Origin of the sequence: Nonomuraea sp. JJY05 (genome assembly GCF_043496855.1) — a bacterium.
Classification (GTDB): domain Bacteria; phylum Actinomycetota; class Actinomycetes; order Streptosporangiales; family Streptosporangiaceae; genus Nonomuraea.
In genome coordinates, this window is record NZ_JBIEIS010000003.1 from 24,965 (window position 1) to 44,234 (window position 19,270).

The following is a 19,270-nucleotide window of genomic DNA, read 5'->3' on the forward strand; positions in this document are numbered from 1 at the left end:
TGAGCCTCTAGCGTTTGTCGCATGAGTGAGCCCGCACGGTTGCTGGTAGTGGACGACGAGCCCGCGTTGCGCGAAGCGCTGCAGTCGAGCTTGGAGTTCGAGGGCTACAAGGTCGTCACGGCCAACGACGGGCAGGCGGCGCTGGACGCGGTCGCGGCCGACACCTACGACGCGGTGCTGCTCGACGTCATGATGCCCCGCCTCGACGGCCTGACCGCGTGCCGGCGGCTGCGCGCCTCGGGCAACCACATCCCGGTCCTCATGCTCACCGCCCGCGACGCGGTGGGCGACCGGGTCTCGGGGCTCGACGCGGGGGCCGACGACTACCTCGTCAAGCCGTTCGAGCTGGACGAGCTGCTGGCCCGGGTCCGCGCGCTGCTGCGGCGGGGCGCGCTGAGCGCGAGCCCCGACGAGGGCGCCGACACGCTCACGTACGGCGACCTGCGCATGGACCTGGCGACCAGGGAGGTCATGCGCGGCGATCGCCGGCTGGACCTGACGCGGACCGAGTACCTGCTGATGGAGCTGTTCCTGGCGCACCCGCGCCAGGTGCTCACCCGGGACCAGATCCTCAGCGAGGTGTGGGGGTTCGACTTCGAGCCGACGTCCAACTCGCTCGACGTGTACGTCATGTACCTGCGGCGCAAGACCGAGGCCGGGGGTGAGCCCCGCGTGATCCACACGGTGCGCGGGGTGGGGTACGTCCTACGGGCCACGCAGTGATCTGGCGCAGCCTCCGCACCCGCATCACACTCCTGGTCACGGCGGCTGTAGCACTTGCCATCGCGATCAGCGCGGGTGCGTGCTTCATGATCGTGCGGGGACAGCTCTACGACCAGGTGGACCGGGAGCTGAAGCCACGTCCCGGCGAGAACAACCTGCCCTGGCTCATGGAGCACTGCCGCCCCACTCCCGAGCCCGCCGGACCTTACGGTCCGCCGCAGGCGACGCAGATCATCTACAGCGACGGCCGCCCCACCTGCTATCTGGGCGCGGCGTTGAAGATAACGCCGGAGGACCTCAGCGTGGCGTCGGAGGGCGGCAGGCCGCACGTCCACAACGGGCTGGCCGAGGACGGCTCGCCCATGCGCATCGTCACGGCCAACGTCGGCCCCGGCATCGCCGTCATGGACGCCCGGCCGATGGGCCGTCTGCAGACTACGTTGCAGAACGTGGCGTTGCTGCTCGGATTCGTGTCGGCGCTCGGCGTGCTGGGTGCCGCCACGGCAGGGTTGCTCATCGCCCGCGCCGCACTGCGCCCGGTGGGCAGGCTCACCAGAGCCGTCGAGCACATCGCGCAGACCGAGGACCTCGACACCCGCATCCCCGTCACCGGCAACGACGAGATCGCCCGGCTCTCATCATCCTTCAACGCCATGACCACCGCCCTGGCCGGCTCCCGCGAGCGTCAGAAACAGCTCGTCGCCGACGCCGGCCACGAGCTGCGCACCCCCCTGACCACCCTGCGCACCAACATCGACCTCCTCCTCCGCAGCGAGCAGACGGGCCGCAGCCTCGACCCCGAGGCCAAGAAACGCCTGCTCACCAACGTCAAGGCCCAGTTCGCCGAGCTGTCCACGCTCGTCGCCGACCTCCTCCAGCTGGCCAGGGGCGACACCGAGCACGAGCCGCACGTCGAGCTGGCCTTCCACGAGGTCGTGACGGCGGCCGTCGAGCGGGCCAGGCTGCGCGGCGCCGAGGTGGTCAGCGACCTCAGGCCCTGGTACGTCGTCGGCAGCACCACCTCCCTCGAACGCGCCGTCCTCAATCTCATCGACAACGCCGCCAAGTTCAGTCCTGGCGGCCAGGTCGAGGTGTCGTTGTGGGAAGGCCGGTTGTCCGTGCGCGACCACGGCCCGGGGCTGCCGGAGGAGGAGCTGCCGCACGTCTTCGAGCGCTTCTGGCGCTCCCCGTCCGCCCGTGGCCTGCCCGGATCCGGGCTGGGCCTGGCGATCGTGGCGCAGGCCGTCGCGGAGGCCGGGGGAGAGGTACGTCTGGCGAATGCGCCCGGTGGCGGAGCGATCGCGACAATGGACCTTCCCGGAACTCTCATGCGTAACTCAGAATCGGATAAGTCCCGTTAAAGACCCGACCCGTGAGCTGGCTGCATGGAGATAACAGCAGTAAGGACGCGCCTGGTCGAGGTGGTCGTCCCGGTCTACAACGAGCAGCGGGCGCTCCGTGGGAGCATCACCCGGCTGCACACGTACCTCACCGGGAACTTCCCCTACGGCTTCCGCATCACGATCGCCGACAACGCCAGCAGCGACAACACCTGGCAGATCGCCACGGAGCTCGCCCAGGAGCTCCCGCACGTGCGGGCCGTGCACCTCGACGAGAAGGGTCGCGGACGGGCGCTGCGGCGGGTGTGGTCGCAGAGCGAGGCCGACGTCGTGAGCTACATGGACGTGGACCTGTCCACCGACCTCGACGCGTTCCTTCCGCTGGTCGCGCCGCTCCTTTCCGGTCACAGCGACCTGGCCATCGGCACCCGCCTGGCCAGGGCGTCGCGGGTCGAGCGGGGGCCGAAGCGCGAGTTCATCTCCCGCTCCTACAACCTGCTGCTGCGCTCGGTGATGGGGGCCGGGTTCTCGGACGCGCAGTGCGGCTTCAAGGCCGTCCGTACGGAGATCGCGCAGGCGCTGCTGCCCGGCGTCGAGGACGAGCAGTGGTTCTTCGACACCGAGCTGCTGCTGCTCGCCGAACGGCACGGGCTGCGCATCCACGAGGTGCCCGTGGACTGGGTGGACGATCCGGACAGCCGGGTCGACATCATCCGGACCGCGCTCGACGACCTGCGCGGCCTGGCCAGGGTCGCGCGTAAGACGCTGTCGGGAGCGGCCCGCATCCCGGTGCCGGCCCGGGTCCAGCGGGCCGAGCTGCCGAAGGGGATGGCCAAGCAGCTGCCCAGGTTCGCGATCGTCGGCGTGGTCAGCACGCTGGCGTACCTGGCGCTGTTCTCGCTGCTGCGCCAGATCGTCTCCCCGCTGGCCGCCAACGCGATCGCGCTGCTGGTCACGGCCGTGGCCAACACCGCCGCGAACCGCCGCTTCACGTTCGGCGTCAAGGGCTCGGCCGGGGCGATGCGGCACCAGTTCGAGGGCCTGATCGCGTTCTTCGTCGGGCTGGCGCTCACCTCGGGGAGCCTGGCGCTGCTGCCCGTGGGCGTCTCGCACGGGGTTGAGCTGATCGCGGTCATCATCGCCAACGCGGCGGCCACGCTCGTCCGCTTCCTGCTGCTGCGCGTGTGGGTCTTCAACCCCAAGCGGAGGATGGCACGATGACCGCCACCGCCATGCGGCCCGGGCGCCGGGCCGCAACGAGCCGCAGCCTGCCCGCACGCGTCCTCCTGGGCGCCGCGGAGGACCCGCGCTGGTCGCGGCCCGCCATGTGGGCGGTGCTCGCCGTCGCGTTCGTCCTGTACGCGTGGGGGCTGAGCGGCAACGCCAACGAGTACTACGCCGCCGCCATCCTGTCCGGCACGCAGAGCTGGAAGGCGTTCTTCTTCGGCGCACTGGACGCCGGGTCGTTCATCACCGTGGACAAGCCGCCGCTGGCGCTGTGGGTGATGGGGCTGTCCGCGCGGATCTTCGGTTACGGCACGTGGAGCATGCTGCTCCCGCAGGCCCTGGCCGGGGTGGCCGCCGTCGGCCTGGTCTACTCGGCCGTGCGCCGCGCCTGCTCCGGCAGGACGTACGCCGACGCGGCGGCCCTGGTCGCGGCCGTGGTCATGACGCTCACCCCGATCACCGTGGCGATCAACCGGGACAACAACCCCGACACGATCCTCGTGCTGCTGCTCGTGCTGGCGGCCTGGTTCTGCCTGGAGTCGCTGCGTACCGGGCGCCTGCGGTCGCTGCTGGTGTGCGCGCTCTTCGTGGGGCTGGCCTTCAACGCGAAGATGCTCCAGGCGTATCTGGTGGTGCCGGCCTTCGCCCTGGCGTACCTGCTGTGCGCCCGCGTGCCGTGGCTCAGGCGGGTGGGGCGCCTGCTGGCGGCCGGCCTGGTCATGCTGGCGTCGAGCGCCTGGTGGATGGTGATCGTCGACCTCTGGCCCGCCGGCTCGCGGCCCTACGTCGGCGGCTCCACGGACAACTCCGTCTGGGACCTGGTGATCGGCTACAACGGGCTCGGCCGGATCTTCGGCCAGGGCGGCGGACCAGGTGGCGGAGCCGGTGGCGGGCCCGGTGGTGGCGGCGGCTTCGGCGGGGAGTCCGGGGCCGGGCGGCTGTTCAACGACGTCCTGGCGGGGCAGATCTCCTGGCTGCTGCCGTTCTGCGTGGTGGCGCTGGCGTTCGCCGCGGTCATGCGGGCGCGCCGGATCGAGGGCCCGTCCGGGGCGGCGTGGCTGCTGTGGGGCGGCTGGCTGGTCGTCCACTACGTCGTGTTCAGCTTCTCCAGCGGCACCTTCCACCCGTACTACACGACCGCGATGGCGCCCGCCGTGGCCGCCCTGTGCGGGCTGGGCGGGGCGGCCATGTGGCAGGAGTACCGGCGGTCGCGGACCTGGGCCTGGGCGCTGCCGCCGGCGGTGGCCCTGACGGGCGGCTGGTCGTTCGTGGTGCTGCGCCGCACGCCCGACTGGGCGCCGTGGCTGGCCTGGGTCGTGCTCGGGGCGACCTTGGCCGCTGTGGTGGTGCTGGTGCTGGCCAGGGTACGGGCGCAGGTGACGGTCAGGATCGCGGCCGTCGCGCTGGCGGCCACGGTGGTCGCCGGCCTGGCCGGCCCCGCCGCGTACGCCGTCACGCCGCTGGGGTCGCAGGTGAACGGGACGAACCCGACCGCCGGGCCGAACGCGGGGCAGATGGGCTTCGGCCGGATGGGCGGCCAGTTCCGGGGCGGTCAGTTCCCGGGCGGCCAGTTCCCCGGCCGCGACCTCCCCGGCGGCCAGGCGCCGAACGGTGAGACGCCCGGCGGCGAGACGCCCGACGGCCAGGTCCCCAACGGCCAGACGCCCGGCGGTCAGGGACAGCCCGGCGGGCAGGACGCGGGCTCCGGCACGGGAAGGTTCGGCCGGGCGGGCTTCATGGGCGGCGGCCCCGGCGGCGGGATCAGCGACTCCATGGTCAAGTACCTCCTGGCGAACCAGGGCAAGGCCACCTGGCTGGTCGCGGTGAACAGCGCCATGCAGGCCTCGCCGACCATCCTGTCCACCGGCAGGCCCGTGCTCGCCATGGGCGGCTTCACCGGCAGCGACGCCGCCATGACCGTGGATCGCCTCAAAGAGCTCACCTCCTCCGGGCAACTCCGCTACGTTCTGTCGGGCGGCGACCGCGGCGGGCCGGGCCGGGGCGACACCGAGGTGACCACCTGGGTCCAGCAGAACTGCAAGGCCGTGGACGGCCAGGACGGCCTCTACGACTGCGCCGCGTAACCGGGCAAGGGGTGCCTTGACGGCGCCCCTACCCATCAACCGGCTCATTCTCGGCCCAGCTGCCCATCAAGGCTGAAGTCGCCCAAGACAGGATGAAATATGGCCAACGATCGCGGCATGCCCGCGCGCCGCACCCCGCTCTCCCGCTCGCCTGCCACTTAACCTGCGGAAAGTCGAGCACTAACAAGGGGGAGACATGGCGATCAACATCGTCAAGCGCAGTGAATGGAACGCCCGCCCGCCGAGAGACCCGGACGCCGTCGTCAAGGTCCCGTGGGAGAAGCGTACGGAGTTCGTCGTCCACCACACCGAGGGACCGACGACCCAGACGCCGCGGCAGATCCAGGACTTCCACATAGACGAGCGGGGCTGGAACGACATCGGCTACAACTTCCTCGTCCGGGACGACGGCACCGTGTACGAGGGCCGCGGCTGGAACGTGCGTGGAGCCCACGCCACGAATCACAACGTCAAGGCCATCGGATGCTCCTACATCGGCATGGACAACCCGACCGACGCCGTGAAGATGGCGATCCGCGCCGTGTATGACGAGGCCTGCGCCAAGGCCGGCCGCCCGCTGGAAAAGCTCGCCCACCTTCACGTGGGCAACACCGACTGTCCAGGCTCGAAGCTGCTGGCCTGGGTGGAGGCCGGCATGCCGGTCCCCGCCGCGGCGGGCGCCGATCTGCCGTCGGACGACGACCGGCTCGCCTGACGCGGCGGGGACGGCACCTCAGGCCGTGGCGCCGGACCTGCGCCACGGCGCGAACGCGTTCCCCACGCGGTGCAGGGCCGGGCGCAGCTCCGGATGGTGGCGCAGGATCACGGAGGCCATGCTGCCGTTCGCGATCCAGTCCAGCCCTGCCCTCGTGTAGACCCGCTCGGCGTAGTCAGGCGTGAAGAACCTGTCGCTGTTGAGCCTGCGCGAGGCCATGAGAATGAAGACCCGGAAGGCCGTGTCGCTGAAGGCGAACCCTTCCGGGCGCTTCTCGGCGAACATGCCCACGATCAGGTCGACGTCCTCGAGCCGGTCCGCGTACACCTCGCGCAGCTCCTCCGCCAGCGCAGGGTCGTCCGTGAGCGTGTCGAACCCGCTCGCCGGCGGCAGGTTGAGCAGCCTGCGGAACTCGTTGTAGCGGGGCACGCCCAGCTCCCGGCAGCGGATCAGGTCCGTGGCCGCGAGGTCCACGAGCTTGCCGTCGGGGCGTTCGAACTCCTGCAGCAGGCGCGGGAAGTTGTGCAGGACGATCGCGCCCGGGTGCTCGGTCCCGAAGGAGTACAGCAGGTCGGCCGGTGAGATGGCCGAGGCGACCCGCAGCGCCGCGGGGCCGGACAGCTCCCGCAGCGTGGTGCTACGGATCCCGGAGTCGTCGCGCAGGTGGCGCAGGCTGTAGTCGTCGGGGATCAGCGGGTGCATCCGGTAGACGGCCGCGAACTCCTCGGTGAGGCTGAACGGCACCCCGAAGTGGTCGGTGCGCGAACCCGGGATGCCGCTGATCGTCTCGCTCCGGCTGATCCTGCCCAGCGCTCTGTTGATCGGCTCGGAGGCCAGGCCCCACCAGTTGCTTCGCAGGCCGGTCACCGCCGTGGGGTGGCTGATGACCGCGGGCGTCCACTCCACGGTGTGGATCTTGGCGACGAGCGCGGCGTTGATCAGCCTGGCGCGTTCGAACAGCTCGTCGTCGCCCCAGGTCGGATACTCGGCGTGGAGCCGTTCGCAGATGGCGTTGTGCTCGCGCTCGAACAGCCCCTGCATCATCACCAGGCCGAGCCAGAAGCCCGGCTCGCGGGCCGGGTCGGCCTTGCCGCCGGCCATCGCCCGCGTTCCGGACGGACGATGGCGGATCCTCCCCCTGGTCCCGGTGCGCAGGGTACGCTGCTCCTCGTCGCTGAGGCCGTAGACCAGCGACAGGTCCCACCAGTGGGTGAGCGTGTTGAGCGAGGTCGCGGGCCCGTCGTAGCCGGGCGGTCGGGTCGGGTCGGGAGGGACCCGCGGGATCGTCAGCAGGGGTTCGGGCCAGTCGTCGCCCGGCTCCAGCGGGATGGTCCACGGGTCCTCCGACGGGCTGATCCCGTGGCTGAACCAGTCTCTGATCATGAACTGCAGCCAGGTCGCGGCCAGGACGTTGAGGGAGCGCGCGGGCTGGAACTCGGTGCGCGTCATGAGCCGCCGGCTGATCATGCGCGGGTTCGGCGTCATGACCCGCTCGGGAGTCTCGGCGAACGCGTGGTCGAACGGGACGTTCCGCCCGAACCGTGTCCCGGCCATGCCCATGGCCGGATGGTCCACGTCGTTGTACGAGCCGTTGGCGGTCCGCCGTACGTTGTGGCCCTTCGGGTCCAGGGCGGGTGGCGGCGTGCCCACGGAGGGCAGGCGGCCGGTGTCGTACAGGTTCTGTTTGCGCAGCCGGTTGCGGATGCCCACCAGGACCGCCAGACCGAGCGGGGTGGGCAGCCGGTCCCAGCCGAACCGGTGGTCGAGCGCCTGGGCCACGGCCTCGTAGGCCGTCCAGAACCACGAGCGGCGATAGCCCGCCCCGGCGACCGGCGGTTCCCGGCCGACGGCCGGCCGGGCGCGCTCGGGCGCTTCGGTGCGCTCGGGCGCGGGCGCGGTGGCGTGGGTGGAGGCGGCCGTCAGGCGCGCGGCGATACGGAGGCGGTGCTTCATGAGATCTCCCCGTGAGCGGTCGACTGTGGACGGTCGGCTGCGGTTTTCGGCGGTGAGCGGGCGGTTACGGCAGCGGCGCGGCGTACTCGCGCGGCCCGGGCAGGCCCAGCAGGCGGTCCGTCGCCGCACGGTCGGGAGGCGGCAGCCGGTCCTGCCCGAGCCCCAGCCCGACCACGGCCTCCAGGCCCGGCACGGGCGGCGGGGGAGGCGTGGCCGAGGTGTGGAACCAGCCCTCCACGCGGTCGTGGACCACCCCGCGCACGGAGGGGATGAAGGCGGTCAGGAACGGCCGGTCGCGGATGTCCAGCCGCTTCAGCCACGCCGCCCGCTCGTGGTCGCCGAGGAGGAGCCGGCTCTCCGGGCCGCCGCCCCATGTCAGGCCCATCCGCCCGCAGAGCGTGGCGGACCACTTCCAGAGCATCCCGCGGAAGGAGGAGTAGCCGGTGGCGGTGAAGCGCATCGGCAGCCAGGCCCGAGCCGGGCGCGGCACGTCCACGCGCATGACCAGTTGCCCGTCGAGGTCGTACTGGCTGCTGACCGTGGACTCGCCGGTGAGGAAGTCGAGCGAGGCGCGCCGCTTGGGCATGCCCCAGATGCCGAGGCCGCCCTTGACGGAGATCTCGGTGCTCACCGGCATGTCGCCGAGGTGGACGCCGGTGCCGAAGGCCGAGCGCAGCAGCAGCGGGAGCAGCGGCGGGGCGGGCCGGTCGCCCGGCGTGCACAGGATCCCGGTGCAGAGCTCCACGTACGTGCCGATCGGGGTGTCCTGGTAGTCCACGACCGCGATCAGCAGCACCCCCTCGCCGCGGATCCGGTACGGGCTCAGCTCCTCCGGCAGCGCCTCACGAGCGCCGCGCGGGTCGATCGGGTAGGCGGCGATCAGCGCCGGGCTGCCCCGCGTCCCCACTGGCATCCGGAACGGGATGCCGTCCACATTGGCGAATCGGCCGGCCACGCGCCGGCGTCGTGCGGTGAAGGTCATCGGTCCCCCCTGTGCCGGGCCGGCGTGCCGGCCAGCTCCTCGATGATCAGCGGAAAGACGTCGCGGTGGGCGCGCTCGCCGAAGAACACGTCCAGATGGCTGTATCCGCAGAGGAGGTGCAGGGAGTGGTGGGGGGCGAAGCGGGAGAAGAAATCGTAGGACCGGCGCTGGCTCTCCGGGAGGAAGCAGCGGTTGAGCTCGCCCGCCAGGAAGACGACCCGGGCGTCGGTACGCGGCTCCTGCGCCGTGTAGTCCTCCGGCAGGCCGGCGATGTGCTCGTAGGCGACCAGCCGGCCGCTGCGCACGCATTTGTCCATCTGCCGGAAGAAGGTCAGCGGCACCGGGCCGAACTCGTGCGGGATCCAGAGGTCGTGCGTGGCGGCGCCGAGGTTCTCGTGCCGCCACAACGCGGGGAAGCCGCTGCCGTACGTGAAACTGACCAGCTTGCAGACCGTGCTCCCGCACTCGGCGTGCGCGGCCTTCACCAGCTGGGTGATCAGCGCGGGCGCGCCCGGCGGCGGGTGGTCGCCCCAGGACGGGTCGAGATAGGTCAGGAACCGGCGCGTGACCGGCACCGCGTACCGGAGCTTGGCCCGCGACCAGCGGGGGACGACCGGGTGCAGGGACACCGCGTTCGTGATGATCGTGTCAACCTGGGGCACCAGGCCCGCGCACGCGGACATCATGAACGAGGTCGAGCCCTGGCAATGGATGATCGCCTTGATCCGGTCCGCCCCGGTCTCCTCGACGACCTTGCGCACCGCGGCGGGGTGGTCGTATCCCGCCGCCTGGTCCAGGGTCCACGGGTTGGGCGGCAGGTCGATGCTGGCCCGCCAGTCCTCCAGCCAGACGTCGTAGCCCTGCGAGACGAGCATGTCGACGACGTTGGCGGGCACCGGCGCCCGGAAGACCTTCGACCGGACCCCGGCGCCGTGCACGAGGATGACCGGGGCCTTCGTCGGCGGGGCGTGCCCGCGCACGTTGACGAGGCGCAGGTTCTTGCCGTCTCCGGCGGTGAAGGGTACGACGCGTTCGTGTGTTGCGGGTCGTCCATGCATACCGATCGCCACGATCTCGGGTCGCTGCCGGCCGCGGGCCGGCAGACCTGGTCTAAGACTCCTGGACTTCTGGTTCCGGTGCTCAGCTCACCGATCGGTTACTCTTACATTCTACCTCTCCCCACTTTTCGGACCCTTCCGGACGAGGGAGAGACAATGCGCCATAACGGTTCTGACCAGGCTAGACGCCCGGCCCGCGAGCACGCCGACGTCGTGGTGGTGGGCTCGGGGTTCGGCGGCGCCGTGGCGGCCTACCGGTTCGCCGAAGCGGGGCTGCGGGTGGTCGTGCTGGAGCGCGGCCGGCCGTACCCGCCGGGCTCGTTCCCGCGCGCGCCCGCCGCGATGGCGCGCAACCTGTGGGACCCGAGCGAGGGCCTGTACGGCCTGTTCGACCTGTGGAGCTTCCGCGGGCTCGGCGCGGCCGTCTCCAGCGGGCTCGGTGGCGGCTCTCTCATCTACGCCAATGTCCTGCTGCGCAAGCCGGAGCGGTGGTTCGTCAAGGAGAGCCCGCTGCCCGGCGGCGGCTACGAACACTGGCCCGTCACGCGGGCCGACCTCGATCCGCACTACGACGCCGTGGAGCGGATGCTCCAGCCCCAGCGCTACCCCCTCGGCCAGCCGCCGTACGACACGACGGCCAAGACCCTCGCCATGCGCGAGGCGGCCGGGCGGCTGGGGCTGGAGTGGGAGCTGCCGCCGCTGGCCGTCGCCTTCGCCCCGGAGCCCGGCGGCCATCCCGCTCCCGGCCTGCCCATCCCGGACCCGGAGTACGGCAACCTGCACGGCCTGCCGCGTACGACGTGCCGGCTGCGCGGCGAGTGCGACCTCGGCTGCAACGACGGCGCCAAGAACTCCCTCGACCACACCTACCTGTCGGCGGCTCGGCACGCCGGCGCGGACCTGCGCACCCTGCACGAGGTACGGTGGCTCGCCCCCGCGCCCGGCGGCGGCTACGCCGTGAGCTACGTGGTGCACGAACCGGGCGAGGAGCGGCGGCGGGTCAACACCCGGCGGCTGCCCCAGCGCACGATCACCTGTGACCGGCTCGTCCTGGCCGCGGGCACGCTCGGGACGACGTACCTGCTGCTGACCTGCAGATCGAAGTTCCCCGGCCTGAGCCCCATGCTCGGGGCCCGCTTCAGCGGCAACGGCGACCTGCTCACCGTGATCACGGACGCCCGCGACGGCGCGGGCCGCCACCGCTCGCTGGAGGGCAGCCGCGGCCCGGTGATCACCAGCGCCATCCGGGTGCCGGACGCGGCCGACTCCGGGCACGGGGACCGCCGGGGCTTCCTGATCGAGGACGCGGGCTACCCGCCCTTCGCCGAGTGGCTGGGGGAGTTCGCGGGGGTGCGCGGCCAGGTCAGGAGGGCCGGCCGGTTCGTGCTGCACAGGATCGGGGCCCTGCTGAGCCACTCGCCGCGGACCCGGATCAACGCCGAACTGGCCGCGCTGCTCGGCGACGGGCACCTGTCCGACGGGTCGCTGGGCCTGCTCGGCATGGGCCGCGACATCCCCGACGGCGTCATGCGCCTGCGCCGCGGCTACCTCGACGTCGACTGGACGACCAGCACGTCCATGCCGTACTTCACCACGATGCGCGCCGCCATGCGGGACATGGCCCGGGTCCTGCGGGCCGGCTACCGCGACAACCCCCTGTGGCTGGCCCGCAAGGTGATCACGGTGCACCCGGTCGGCGGCGCCCCGATGGGCCGCCACCCCGCGGAGGGCGTCGTGGACGAGTACGGCGAGGTGTTCGGGCATCCGGGGCTGTACGTGCTGGACGGGGCGTGCGTGCCCGGCCCGGTCGGCGTCAACCCCTCGCTGACCATCGCCGCGCTCTCGGACCGCGCCTGCGAGCACGTCCTGGAGACCGCGCCCCGGACGGCGCGGCACGCCGCGGTCCCGTCGGGCCTGAGCTTCACCGAGGAGATGCGCGGCCACGTCATGCCGGGCTCCGCCGACCCGGAGGAGGGCGAGCGGCTCGGCCGCGCGAACGGGCACCCGCTGGCGGTCCACCTGACCATCACCGCCGGCGACGTCGAGCGGTTCGTGGCCGACGCCGGGCACGAGGCGTCCGCCGCCGGATGGGTGAGCTGTCCCGTGCTCGGCGGCGGCCGCCTGCGGGTGGAGGACGGGTCGTTCAACCTGTTCGTGGCAGGCGAGGAGCCGGCGCGCCGGCGCATGCTCTACCGCCTGCACTTCACCGGCGACGGGGACGCCCCGCTGACGCTCACCGGGTTCAAGGACGTGCACGACGACCCCGGGGCCGACGTGTGGTCCGACACCTCCACCCTGTACGTCCGGGTGCTGCGCGGGCACACCCGCCCGGCGGACGACGCGGAGGCCGAGGTGGTCGCCGCGGGGATCATCCGGATCCACCTGCCGGACTTCATGCACCAGCTGACGACGTTCCGCACGTGGGGGCCCGACGGGGCGGCGGGGATGGTGCGGTTCGGCCGGCTGTTCCTGGGCGAGTTGTGGGACGCGTACCACGACTTCGCGGGGGCGTCTCGGGTGCCCTGACGGCCGCGCGGCCTTGACAACGATGTCAATCGCCTTCTTGATGTTCTTATGGCCGCACCACTGATCGCCGCCCGCGGGATCATGAAGAGCTACGGCCACGTCGAGGCGCTGCGCGGCGCGGACTTCACCCTGCGGCCCGGCGAGGTGGTCGCGCTGATCGGCGACAACGGCGCGGGGAAGTCCACGCTCGCGAAGATCCTCTCGGGCGTCGAACGGCCGGACGCCGGGACGGTCGAGGTCGACGGCGAACCGGTGGCGTTCGGCTCCGCCGAGGAGGCCAGGGGCGCCGGGATCGAGACCGTCTACCAGGATCTCGCGCTCTGCGCCGACCTCAGCCCCGCGGCCAACTTCTTCCTCGGCAGAGAGCTGCTCAGGCCCGGCCTCCTCGGCCTGCTGGGCGTGCTGGACAACGCCGCCATGCGCCGGGCCGCGCGCGAGGCGTGCGAACGGCTCGGCGTGCGGCTCGCGTCCCAGACCGCGCCGGTCTCCGCGCTGTCCGGCGGTCAGCGGCAGGGCGTGGCGGTGGCCAGGGCGGTGACGTGGGCGCGGCGGGCGGTGTTCATGGACGAGCCCACGGCCGCGCTCGGGGTCGTGCAGACCCGGCGCGTGCTCGACCTCATCCGCGGCGTGCGCGACTCGGGCGTGTCCGTGGTGCTGATCAGCCACAACATGCAGGACGTGATGGCGGTGTCCGACCGGGTGGAGGTGCTGCGGCTCGGACGCCGGGTGGCCCGCTTCGAGACCGCGCGCGTCTCGATGGAGGAGCTGGTCGGGGCCATGACCGGAGCGCTCGAAGCGCAGGAGGACGGCGGGCGGGAGGGCGCGGATTCCGATGGGCGGGATGGCGCCGGTTGTGGCCAGGAGGACGGCCAGGAGGACGGCGGGGGGCACGGGCGGGAGGGCGGCGTGTGAAGGGTGTGCGGCCGGGTGAGCTGCAGGTCGTGTGGATCGGCCTGGTGCTGGCGGCGTTGCTGGCGGCGTTCTCGATCCTGGCGCCCACCACGTTCCCGACCTCGTTCAACCTGCTCAACCTCGTCAGCGACGCGGCCATCCTGCTGCTGCTCGCCACCGGCATGACGTATGTGATCATCACGGCGGGGATCGACCTGTCGGTGGGCGGGGTCCTGGTGTTCTCGGCCGTGGCGGCCGCCGAGGTCATGGACGCCACCGGCTCGCTCGCGCTCGGCACCCTGGCCGCCCTGGTGACGGGGCTGGCGTGGGGGGCGCTGAACGGCGTGCTGATCGCCCTGGGCCGCATCCCCGCGCTGATCGTGACGCTCGGGACGCTCGGCATGTCGCTCGGCGGGGCCCTGCTGCTCACCGGCGGGGTCGATCTGCGCGCCCCCACGGACCTGAACCTCGGCCTGGGGCTGGCGCGCTGGCTGGGCGTACCGCTGATCGTGTGGATCTGCGCCGCCATCACCGCCGCGCTCGCGCTCATGCTCGCCTGGACCCGCTTCGGGCGGCACACGTACGCGATCGGGTCCAACGCCGAGGCCGCCCGGCGCGGCGGCGTGGCCGTGCGCCGGCACCTGATCAAGGTGTACGGCCTGGCGGGCCTGCTGGCCGGGCTGGCCGGGCAGCTGTCGCTCGCCAAGTACGGCATCACCGGCGTGTCCGCCCACTCCACCGACAACCTGCAGGCCATCGCCGCCGTGGTGATCGGCGGCACCTCGCTGTTCGGTGGCGTGGGGACGGTGGCCGGGACGGTCATCGGGGTGTTCATCCCGGTCGTGCTGCAGAACGGCTTCCAGATCCTGGGCGTGCGGCCGTTCTGGCAGCAGGTGGTGGTGGGCGCCGTGCTCGTCGCCGCCGTCTACGTCGACCAGTGGAGGCGCAGGGCCCGGGACCAGTAGGAGGAGGCACCACGATGCGCAAGGCTGTGGCAGCTCTGGGAACGCTGCTGTTGACCATCGCCGCCTGCGGCGGGCAGGGCGGGCAGAGCGGAGGCGGCGGCCAGGTCAGGGTGACGCTCGTGCAGGGGCTGGCGGGCGAGGAGTTCTACGAGACCATGGCCTGCGGGGCGAAGGCCAAGGCCAAGGAGCTGGGCGTGGCGCTGGACGTCCAGGGGCCGCAGAAGTTCGACCCGACGTTGCAGACGCCGATCGTCAACTCCGTGGTGGCGAGCAAGCCGGACGCCATGCTCATCGCGCCGACCGACGTCAAGGCCATGATCGCGCCGCTGACCCAGGCCAAGCAGCAGGGCATCAAGATCATCTTGGTGGACACGGTGGTCGAGGACCCGGGCATCGGCCTGTCACGGATCAGCACCGACAACGTCAAGGGCGGGGCGGCGGCGGCCAAGGCGCTGGCGGAGCAGATCGACGACAAGGGCAAGGTGCTGGTCATCTCCACGGATCCGGGTGTGAGTACCGTTGACGCGCGCGTCAAGGGATTCGAGGAGGAGATCAAGGCTTCGCATCCCGGGATCACGTACCTGGGCGTGCAGTACTCGCACAACGACGTCGGCGAGGCTTCCAAGATCGTCAACGCCGCTCTGGCCAAGGATTCCGACCTGACCGGGATCTTCGCCGCGAACCTCAACTCCGCCACCGGCGCCGGGTCCGCCCTCCAGCAGGCGGGCAAGCTGGGGCAGGTCAAGATGGTGGGCTTCGACGCGGGGCCCGCGCAGGTGAAGCAGCTCAAGGACGGCGTCGTACAGGCGCTCATCGCCCAGCTGCCCGGGGACATCGGGGCCAAGGGGGTGGAGCAGGCGGTCGCGGCGGTCAAGGGGCAGCAGGTCACGCCCTCGATCCCGACGGATGCCACCATCGTCACCGCGCAGAACGTGGACCAGCCGGAGGTGCAGAAGGTCCTCTACAAGGCCGGCTGCTGACCGCCCTGGCGCTCCGCTCGGCGCTGAGGCCGGGGGGTGCTGCGGCGGCGGAGGGTGCTGAGGGGGACGATGCTGAGGCGGGCGGTGCTGCGGCGGTGAGGGCTGCCCGTCGCAGGGATGTAGGGCGTGCGGGCCGAAAATCGGTGCCGGGGGCCGTAAGCCGTGTTTCGGGCCGGGCGTGATGCGGGCCGGGCGTCGTGCGGGCCGGGCGTGATGCGGGGCGGCCGGGTCAGGCGGGGAGGGCGGCGAGGAGGAAGGCGAGGCGGGCGGCGGCTGACTCGACGTCTTCGGCGGTGCCCAGGCGGTAGCCCCACGAGGTGATGTACGCGCCCTCGTCCGAGCACGTCACCGTCTCCGTCAGCGTGGCCGAGAAGCGATTGCGGACCGACACGTAGGCCGGGTCGCTCGACAGGGCGAGGCTCTGGACGGTCAGGTCAGCGTGACGACCTGCGTGCCAGGCGAATCGCTCGAGGCAGAGCGCGGTATCAAGCATCATGCGTCACCTCCGCAACGTCTCGCGACAGAATTGCACGATCTTGGGTAGGGAGGCAAGCAATTGCTGCGGTTAATGTGACGTTTGTTTGCGGTAATCGTGAAGAATTCCGATGATGACCTCCCGCCCCGGCTCGTCGAACTCCGCCACCTTCGCGTAGTCATCGAAGGCCCGGACGTAGAAGGCGATGTCATCGGGATCGCGAAGGATCAGGTCCTTCGTCATGGTGGCCACCGCGACCATGGCCTCGTTGTAGATCCAGAAGCCGTTGATCGGGCTCGACGGCAGCTCCGAGCTGAACGGGATCACGCCGAACTCGACGTTCGGCAGCGTGCTGACGGCGAGTAATCGGTCGAGCTGGCCGCGCATCACCTCCGGCGGGGCGAGGGCGGTGCGCAGTGCCGCCTCCGTCACCACGAACCTGAACGTGCGCGTCCGGTCGTACAGGATCTCCTGGCGCTGCATCCGCACCCGCACCGCCGCGTCGATCTGGTCGGCCGCGCTGTAGAGGCGCTTGACCTTGCGGAAGACGTGCCTGGCGTATTCGGAGGTCTGCAGCAGGCCCACGATGATGCCGGGCTCGAACACGCGGAAGAGCTTGGTGCGTGCCTCCAGGTCGCGGATGTCCTCCTGGAGGGCGGCCAGGCCGCTGCGGTGGCGCTGCTTCCAGTCGTCGTGCCGTTCGAGCAGCGCGATGGCCTGCCGGATGAGCTCGTCGGTCGTGTCGGGCGAGGCGCGTACGGCCTGCGCCCACACGACCACGTCATCCTCCGTGGCGGTCTGCCGGGCGTTCTCCAGGCGGGAGACCTTGGACGGCTGCCAGCCCAGCCGCTGGGCCAGCTCCTTGCCCGACAGGTGCGCGGCCTCGCGCAACTGTCGTAATTGGCCGCCCAGGTCGATGCGCGCCTGCTGAAACGACGTCACGCCGCAAGAGGCTAGCCCTGCTTGCGTCGATCATGCCAGCATCAGTCGCAATTGTGATCAAGCGGTTGCCGAGGGTGTTCCTCCGCTGGTCGGGAAAGCGGTTGCCGAGCCGTCGGGGAGGACCCGCCGGGCGATTTCGGTGATGAGCTCGCGCGGAACCTCGACCGCGGTCTCGCCGTCGAGCACGTCACGGAGGTCCGCGAGCGCCTCCGCGTCGGTGACTTGCAGACCTTGCACGACGATGGTGCCGCGGTCGGTCTCGTACAGGGTGGGACAGGCGCCCGCCTCCGAGGTGGAGCCGAGGAACCGCATTCGCATGACGATCCTTCCCCGATAACAGGTGCAATTGCGCGCAATTGTACGACTCGGGGATTAAGAAGTGATCGTTTTTCCGGAAATCAGCCGAGAACACCGTCCATAAACTGATGTGCCCGTTCGAACAGTTGCAGGGTGGTTTCGTGTAGTACGTCCCCTATGTCCTTTGGTGCCTTTCCCGCGAACGCCCGCGCGTGCGAGCCCTCCAGGACGATGCCGAGCTTGAAGCAGGCCATCACCGCGTACCAGCCGATGGCCGACAGGTCGCGCTCGGACAGCGCCGCGTAGTACTCGATGAGCTCGCGCGGCTCCGGCAGCCCGGGGACGTGGTCGTTGTTGCTGGGCCAGGTGGCCAGCAGCCAGCCGAGGTCGAGCAGCGGGTCGCCGATCGTGCTCATCTCCCAGTCCACGATCGCGGCCACGCGGGGGCCGTCGCAGGCGAACATCAGGTTCGCGAAGTGGTAGTCGCCGTGCATGATCCCCGGGGTGAACGTCCGGGGCAGGTTGCGCGCCAGCCAGTCGGCCGTCTCGGGCAGCCCCGGAATGTCGGGGCCCGGATAGCCGTCCAGCTCGCCGTACGAGTCGAGCTCCTTGAGCCAGCGCGGCACCTGCCGCTCCAGGAACCCCTCCGGCCTGCCGAACCCCGGCAGCACCCCCGGATCGACCCGCCCCAGCTCGGCCAGCGCGGCGGCGGCCTCCAGCCCCATGCGGTGCCTGATCGCGGCGTCGGAGGCGTGCGGCTCCGGCAGGCCCGTCGAGGGGTTGAACCCGTCGACCGGCTCCATCAGGTAGAACACCGGCTCCCGCTCGGTCTGCGCGGCCACCAGCCTGGGCGCGGGCACGGGCGTGCCGCGCAGCGCCGCCAGCACCCGCGCCTCGCGGCGCAGCACCTCGTTGCTCCTGCTGCGGGCGTGCAGGGGAGGGCGGCGCAGGATGTACGGGCGGCCGCCGCGCTCGAAGCGGACCATGACGTTCTGCGTGCCGCCCAGGACCGGCGTGACGCCCGTGATCGGGCCGCCGGGCAGGCCCTGGGCGTCCATCCACGTGCCGAGCGCGGCGAGGTCGATGGCGCTGACGTCGATGTGGGTGGAGGTCATGATCGCCCTTCGGCAGAATCATATTCTGGTCGCCCGACCCTACGAGAGCGCCGCACACCCGGTCAACCCGGCACCGTACGGCGACATCGTGCGGCCGCCCGGCGTCTTCCCGTCGCCTGGCGCTGTGCGGTCAGCCCGGCACCGTACGGCGACATCGTGGGGCCGCCGCGCCTGGCGCTGTGCGGGTCAGCCCAGCGCCTGCATGAACGGCAGGAACTGGCAGGCTCGCTCGCCCGGCAGGTCGCCTCCGTGCACCATCCTCGCGGTCCTCCACGGGCTGCCCATGCCGTGCGCGACCGCCCACGCGACCAGGCCGGTCATCGCCTCGTCCAGGTCCATCCGCACCTCGCCGCCCACGTCCAGCGCCAGATCCCCGATCAGCGCCCGCGCGGTCTCCTCGTCCCGCGCGACGACCGGGCCGATCACGGTGTTGTCGTCGTTGCGCCAGCAGTGGCCGAAGCCGCCGTCCGCGATCCGTACCCGCTCGCCGAAGTCGAACATCCGCCGCAGCAGCGCCGACCTGTCCGTCCCGAACAGCTCAGCGTCCAGCTTCACGATCTCGTCCAGGTCGGCCTCAGTGGCCGGGCGGGTCCGGCCCGACGGCTCGCCCTCGAACACGCCCGTGTGCTTGACGACCCCGCCGACGACCCGGAATCCCATCTGCTCGTACAGGGGGCGGCCGTAGTCGGTGGCGAAGAGCGAGACCGTACGGCCGCCGGCCCGCTCCATCACGTGCTCCATGAGCCGCCGGGCCAGCCCCTGCCTGGCGTACCTGGACGCCGTGAGGACCATGCTGACCACGCCGAGGTCGTCGCCGTAGAGGGTCAGGACGTTCGTGGCGGCCAGGCCGTCGCCGTCGGGGGCGTCGATGCCGTACGCCTCGCCGGCCTCGAGCAGGAGGCGCCACTTGTGGCGCTCGGGAGGCCAGCCGCGGTCCTTGGCCAGGCGGGCGCAGTCGTCCAGGTCCTCTGGGGTGAGTCGGCGAATGGTCATGGTG

Annotated in this window: 17 protein-coding genes; 9 read left to right on the forward strand and 8 right to left on the reverse strand. The window is 71.5% G+C overall.

Features of this window, described 5'->3' with window-relative positions:
* The first annotated feature begins 21 nt into the window (after positions 1–21).
* The 5 genes from ACFKCF_RS04255 to ACFKCF_RS04275 all read left to right on the forward strand — a co-directional run bounded on the left by ACFKCF_RS04255 (position 22) and on the right by ACFKCF_RS04275 (position 6,089).
* Positions 22–723 carry a response regulator transcription factor gene (locus ACFKCF_RS04255; protein ID WP_394490800.1) on the forward strand — a complete coding sequence of 234 codons (702 nt, stop codon included), beginning with the start codon at positions 22–24 and terminating at the stop codon, positions 721–723.
* Positions 720–2,084, forward strand: a complete 1,365-nt coding sequence (locus tag ACFKCF_RS04260) for a sensor histidine kinase (protein WP_394490802.1) — start codon at positions 720–722, stop codon at positions 2,082–2,084. The genes ACFKCF_RS04255 and ACFKCF_RS04260 overlap by 4 nt, the downstream gene beginning before the upstream one ends.
* A gap of 24 nt (positions 2,085–2,108) precedes the next feature.
* The gene (locus ACFKCF_RS04265) at positions 2,109–3,284 is read left to right on the forward strand and encodes a glycosyltransferase (protein WP_394490804.1); all 1,176 of its coding nucleotides are present in this window, start codon (positions 2,109–2,111) and stop codon (positions 3,282–3,284) included.
* Positions 3,281–5,374, forward strand: a complete 2,094-nt coding sequence (locus ACFKCF_RS04270; RefSeq protein ID WP_394490806.1) for an ArnT family glycosyltransferase — start codon at positions 3,281–3,283, stop codon at positions 5,372–5,374. The genes ACFKCF_RS04265 and ACFKCF_RS04270 overlap by 4 nt, the downstream gene beginning before the upstream one ends.
* Before the next feature lie 196 nt (positions 5,375–5,570).
* A complete protein-coding gene (locus ACFKCF_RS04275) occupies positions 5,571–6,089 on the forward strand; it encodes an N-acetylmuramoyl-L-alanine amidase (RefSeq protein WP_394490808.1) in 519 nt (172 codons plus the stop codon).
* Between the two features lie 18 nt (positions 6,090–6,107).
* On the opposite strand, the gene ACFKCF_RS04280 is transcribed toward ACFKCF_RS04275, so the two are convergent.
* From ACFKCF_RS04280 to ACFKCF_RS04290, 3 genes are all read right to left on the reverse strand, one after another.
* Entirely contained in the window at positions 6,108–8,042 is a 1,935-nt protein-coding gene (locus ACFKCF_RS04280; RefSeq protein ID WP_394490810.1) for a peroxidase family protein, read from the reverse strand.
* 64 nt (positions 8,043–8,106) lie between these two features.
* Positions 8,107–9,024 carry an acetoacetate decarboxylase family protein gene (locus ACFKCF_RS04285; RefSeq protein ID WP_394490812.1) on the reverse strand — a complete coding sequence of 306 codons (918 nt, stop codon included), beginning with the start codon at positions 9,022–9,024 and terminating at the stop codon, positions 8,107–8,109.
* The gene (locus ACFKCF_RS04290) at positions 9,021–10,082 is read right to left on the reverse strand and encodes a hypothetical protein (protein ID WP_394490814.1); all 1,062 of its coding nucleotides are present in this window, start codon (positions 10,080–10,082) and stop codon (positions 9,021–9,023) included. The genes ACFKCF_RS04285 and ACFKCF_RS04290 overlap by 4 nt, the downstream gene beginning before the upstream one ends.
* Before the next feature lie 156 nt (positions 10,083–10,238).
* On the opposite strand from ACFKCF_RS04290, the gene ACFKCF_RS04295 reads away from it, so the two are divergent.
* Genes ACFKCF_RS04295 through ACFKCF_RS04310 form a run of 4 tightly spaced genes read left to right on the forward strand, consistent with a single transcriptional unit; the run spans position 10,239 to position 15,444 of the window.
* Positions 10,239–12,608: a GMC family oxidoreductase gene (locus ACFKCF_RS04295; RefSeq protein ID WP_394490816.1), complete on the forward strand. Its 2,370-nt coding sequence runs from the start codon at positions 10,239–10,241 to the stop codon at positions 12,606–12,608.
* A 48-nt stretch (positions 12,609–12,656) separates the two neighbouring features.
* Complete coding sequence (locus ACFKCF_RS04300) at positions 12,657–13,520, forward strand: ATP-binding cassette domain-containing protein (RefSeq protein WP_394490818.1); 864 nt, start codon at positions 12,657–12,659, stop codon at positions 13,518–13,520.
* The gene (locus tag ACFKCF_RS04305; protein ID WP_394490820.1) at positions 13,517–14,464 is read left to right on the forward strand and encodes an ABC transporter permease; all 948 of its coding nucleotides are present in this window, start codon (positions 13,517–13,519) and stop codon (positions 14,462–14,464) included. Before ACFKCF_RS04300 ends, ACFKCF_RS04305 begins: the two co-directional genes overlap by 4 nt.
* Before the next feature lie 14 nt (positions 14,465–14,478).
* The gene (locus ACFKCF_RS04310; RefSeq protein WP_394490822.1) at positions 14,479–15,444 is read left to right on the forward strand and encodes an ABC transporter substrate-binding protein; all 966 of its coding nucleotides are present in this window, start codon (positions 14,479–14,481) and stop codon (positions 15,442–15,444) included.
* A 229-nt stretch (positions 15,445–15,673) separates the two neighbouring features.
* On the opposite strand, the gene ACFKCF_RS04315 is transcribed toward ACFKCF_RS04310, so the two are convergent.
* The 5 genes from ACFKCF_RS04315 to ACFKCF_RS04335 all read right to left on the reverse strand — a co-directional run bounded on the left by ACFKCF_RS04315 (position 15,674) and on the right by ACFKCF_RS04335 (position 19,266).
* The gene (locus tag ACFKCF_RS04315) at positions 15,674–15,940 is read right to left on the reverse strand and encodes a hypothetical protein (RefSeq protein ID WP_394490824.1); all 267 of its coding nucleotides are present in this window, start codon (positions 15,938–15,940) and stop codon (positions 15,674–15,676) included.
* A gap of 69 nt (positions 15,941–16,009) precedes the next feature.
* Positions 16,010–16,861, reverse strand: coding sequence for a helix-turn-helix domain-containing protein (locus tag ACFKCF_RS04320; protein WP_394490826.1), 852 nt, complete (start codon positions 16,859–16,861; stop codon positions 16,010–16,012).
* Positions 16,862–16,918: 57 nt separating this feature from the next.
* Positions 16,919–17,173: a hypothetical protein gene (locus ACFKCF_RS04325; protein ID WP_394490828.1), complete on the reverse strand. Its 255-nt coding sequence runs from the start codon at positions 17,171–17,173 to the stop codon at positions 16,919–16,921.
* Between the two features lie 86 nt (positions 17,174–17,259).
* Positions 17,260–18,273: a phosphotransferase family protein gene (locus tag ACFKCF_RS04330; RefSeq protein WP_394490830.1), complete on the reverse strand. Its 1,014-nt coding sequence runs from the start codon at positions 18,271–18,273 to the stop codon at positions 17,260–17,262.
* Positions 18,274–18,459: 186 nt separating this feature from the next.
* The gene (locus ACFKCF_RS04335; RefSeq protein WP_394490832.1) at positions 18,460–19,266 is read right to left on the reverse strand and encodes a GNAT family N-acetyltransferase; all 807 of its coding nucleotides are present in this window, start codon (positions 19,264–19,266) and stop codon (positions 18,460–18,462) included.
* Positions 19,267–19,270 lie beyond the last annotated feature (4 nt).

Bases quoted from the DNA above. Each gene is read 5' to 3' on its own strand.
- ACFKCF_RS04265 (WP_394490804.1), top strand. From the start codon at position 2,109: ATGGAGATAACAGCAGTAAGGACGCGCCTGGTCGAGGTGGTCGTCCCG.
- ACFKCF_RS04300 (WP_394490818.1), top strand. From the start codon at position 12,657: ATGGCCGCACCACTGATCGCCGCCCGCGGGATCATGAAGAGCTACGGC.
- ACFKCF_RS04275 (WP_394490808.1), top strand. From the start codon at position 5,571: ATGGCGATCAACATCGTCAAGCGCAGTGAATGGAACGCCCGCCCGCCG.
- ACFKCF_RS04255 (WP_394490800.1), top strand. From the start codon at position 22: ATGAGTGAGCCCGCACGGTTGCTGGTAGTGGACGACGAGCCCGCGTTG.
- ACFKCF_RS04285 (WP_394490812.1), bottom strand. From the start codon at position 9,024: ATGACCTTCACCGCACGACGCCGGCGCGTGGCCGGCCGATTCGCCAAT.
- ACFKCF_RS04310 (WP_394490822.1), top strand. From the start codon at position 14,479: ATGCGCAAGGCTGTGGCAGCTCTGGGAACGCTGCTGTTGACCATCGCC.
- ACFKCF_RS04295 (WP_394490816.1), top strand. From the start codon at position 10,239: ATGCGCCATAACGGTTCTGACCAGGCTAGACGCCCGGCCCGCGAGCAC.
- ACFKCF_RS04335 (WP_394490832.1), bottom strand. From the start codon at position 19,266: ATGACCATTCGCCGACTCACCCCAGAGGACCTGGACGACTGCGCCCGC.
- ACFKCF_RS04270 (WP_394490806.1), top strand. From the start codon at position 3,281: ATGACCGCCACCGCCATGCGGCCCGGGCGCCGGGCCGCAACGAGCCGC.
- ACFKCF_RS04315 (WP_394490824.1), bottom strand. From the start codon at position 15,940: ATGATGCTTGATACCGCGCTCTGCCTCGAGCGATTCGCCTGGCACGCA.
- ACFKCF_RS04325 (WP_394490828.1), bottom strand. From the start codon at position 17,173: ATGCGGTTCCTCGGCTCCACCTCGGAGGCGGGCGCCTGTCCCACCCTG.
- ACFKCF_RS04280 (WP_394490810.1), bottom strand. From the start codon at position 8,042: ATGAAGCACCGCCTCCGTATCGCCGCGCGCCTGACGGCCGCCTCCACC.
- ACFKCF_RS04290 (WP_394490814.1), bottom strand. From the start codon at position 10,082: ATGCATGGACGACCCGCAACACACGAACGCGTCGTACCCTTCACCGCC.
- ACFKCF_RS04330 (WP_394490830.1), bottom strand. From the start codon at position 18,273: ATGACCTCCACCCACATCGACGTCAGCGCCATCGACCTCGCCGCGCTC.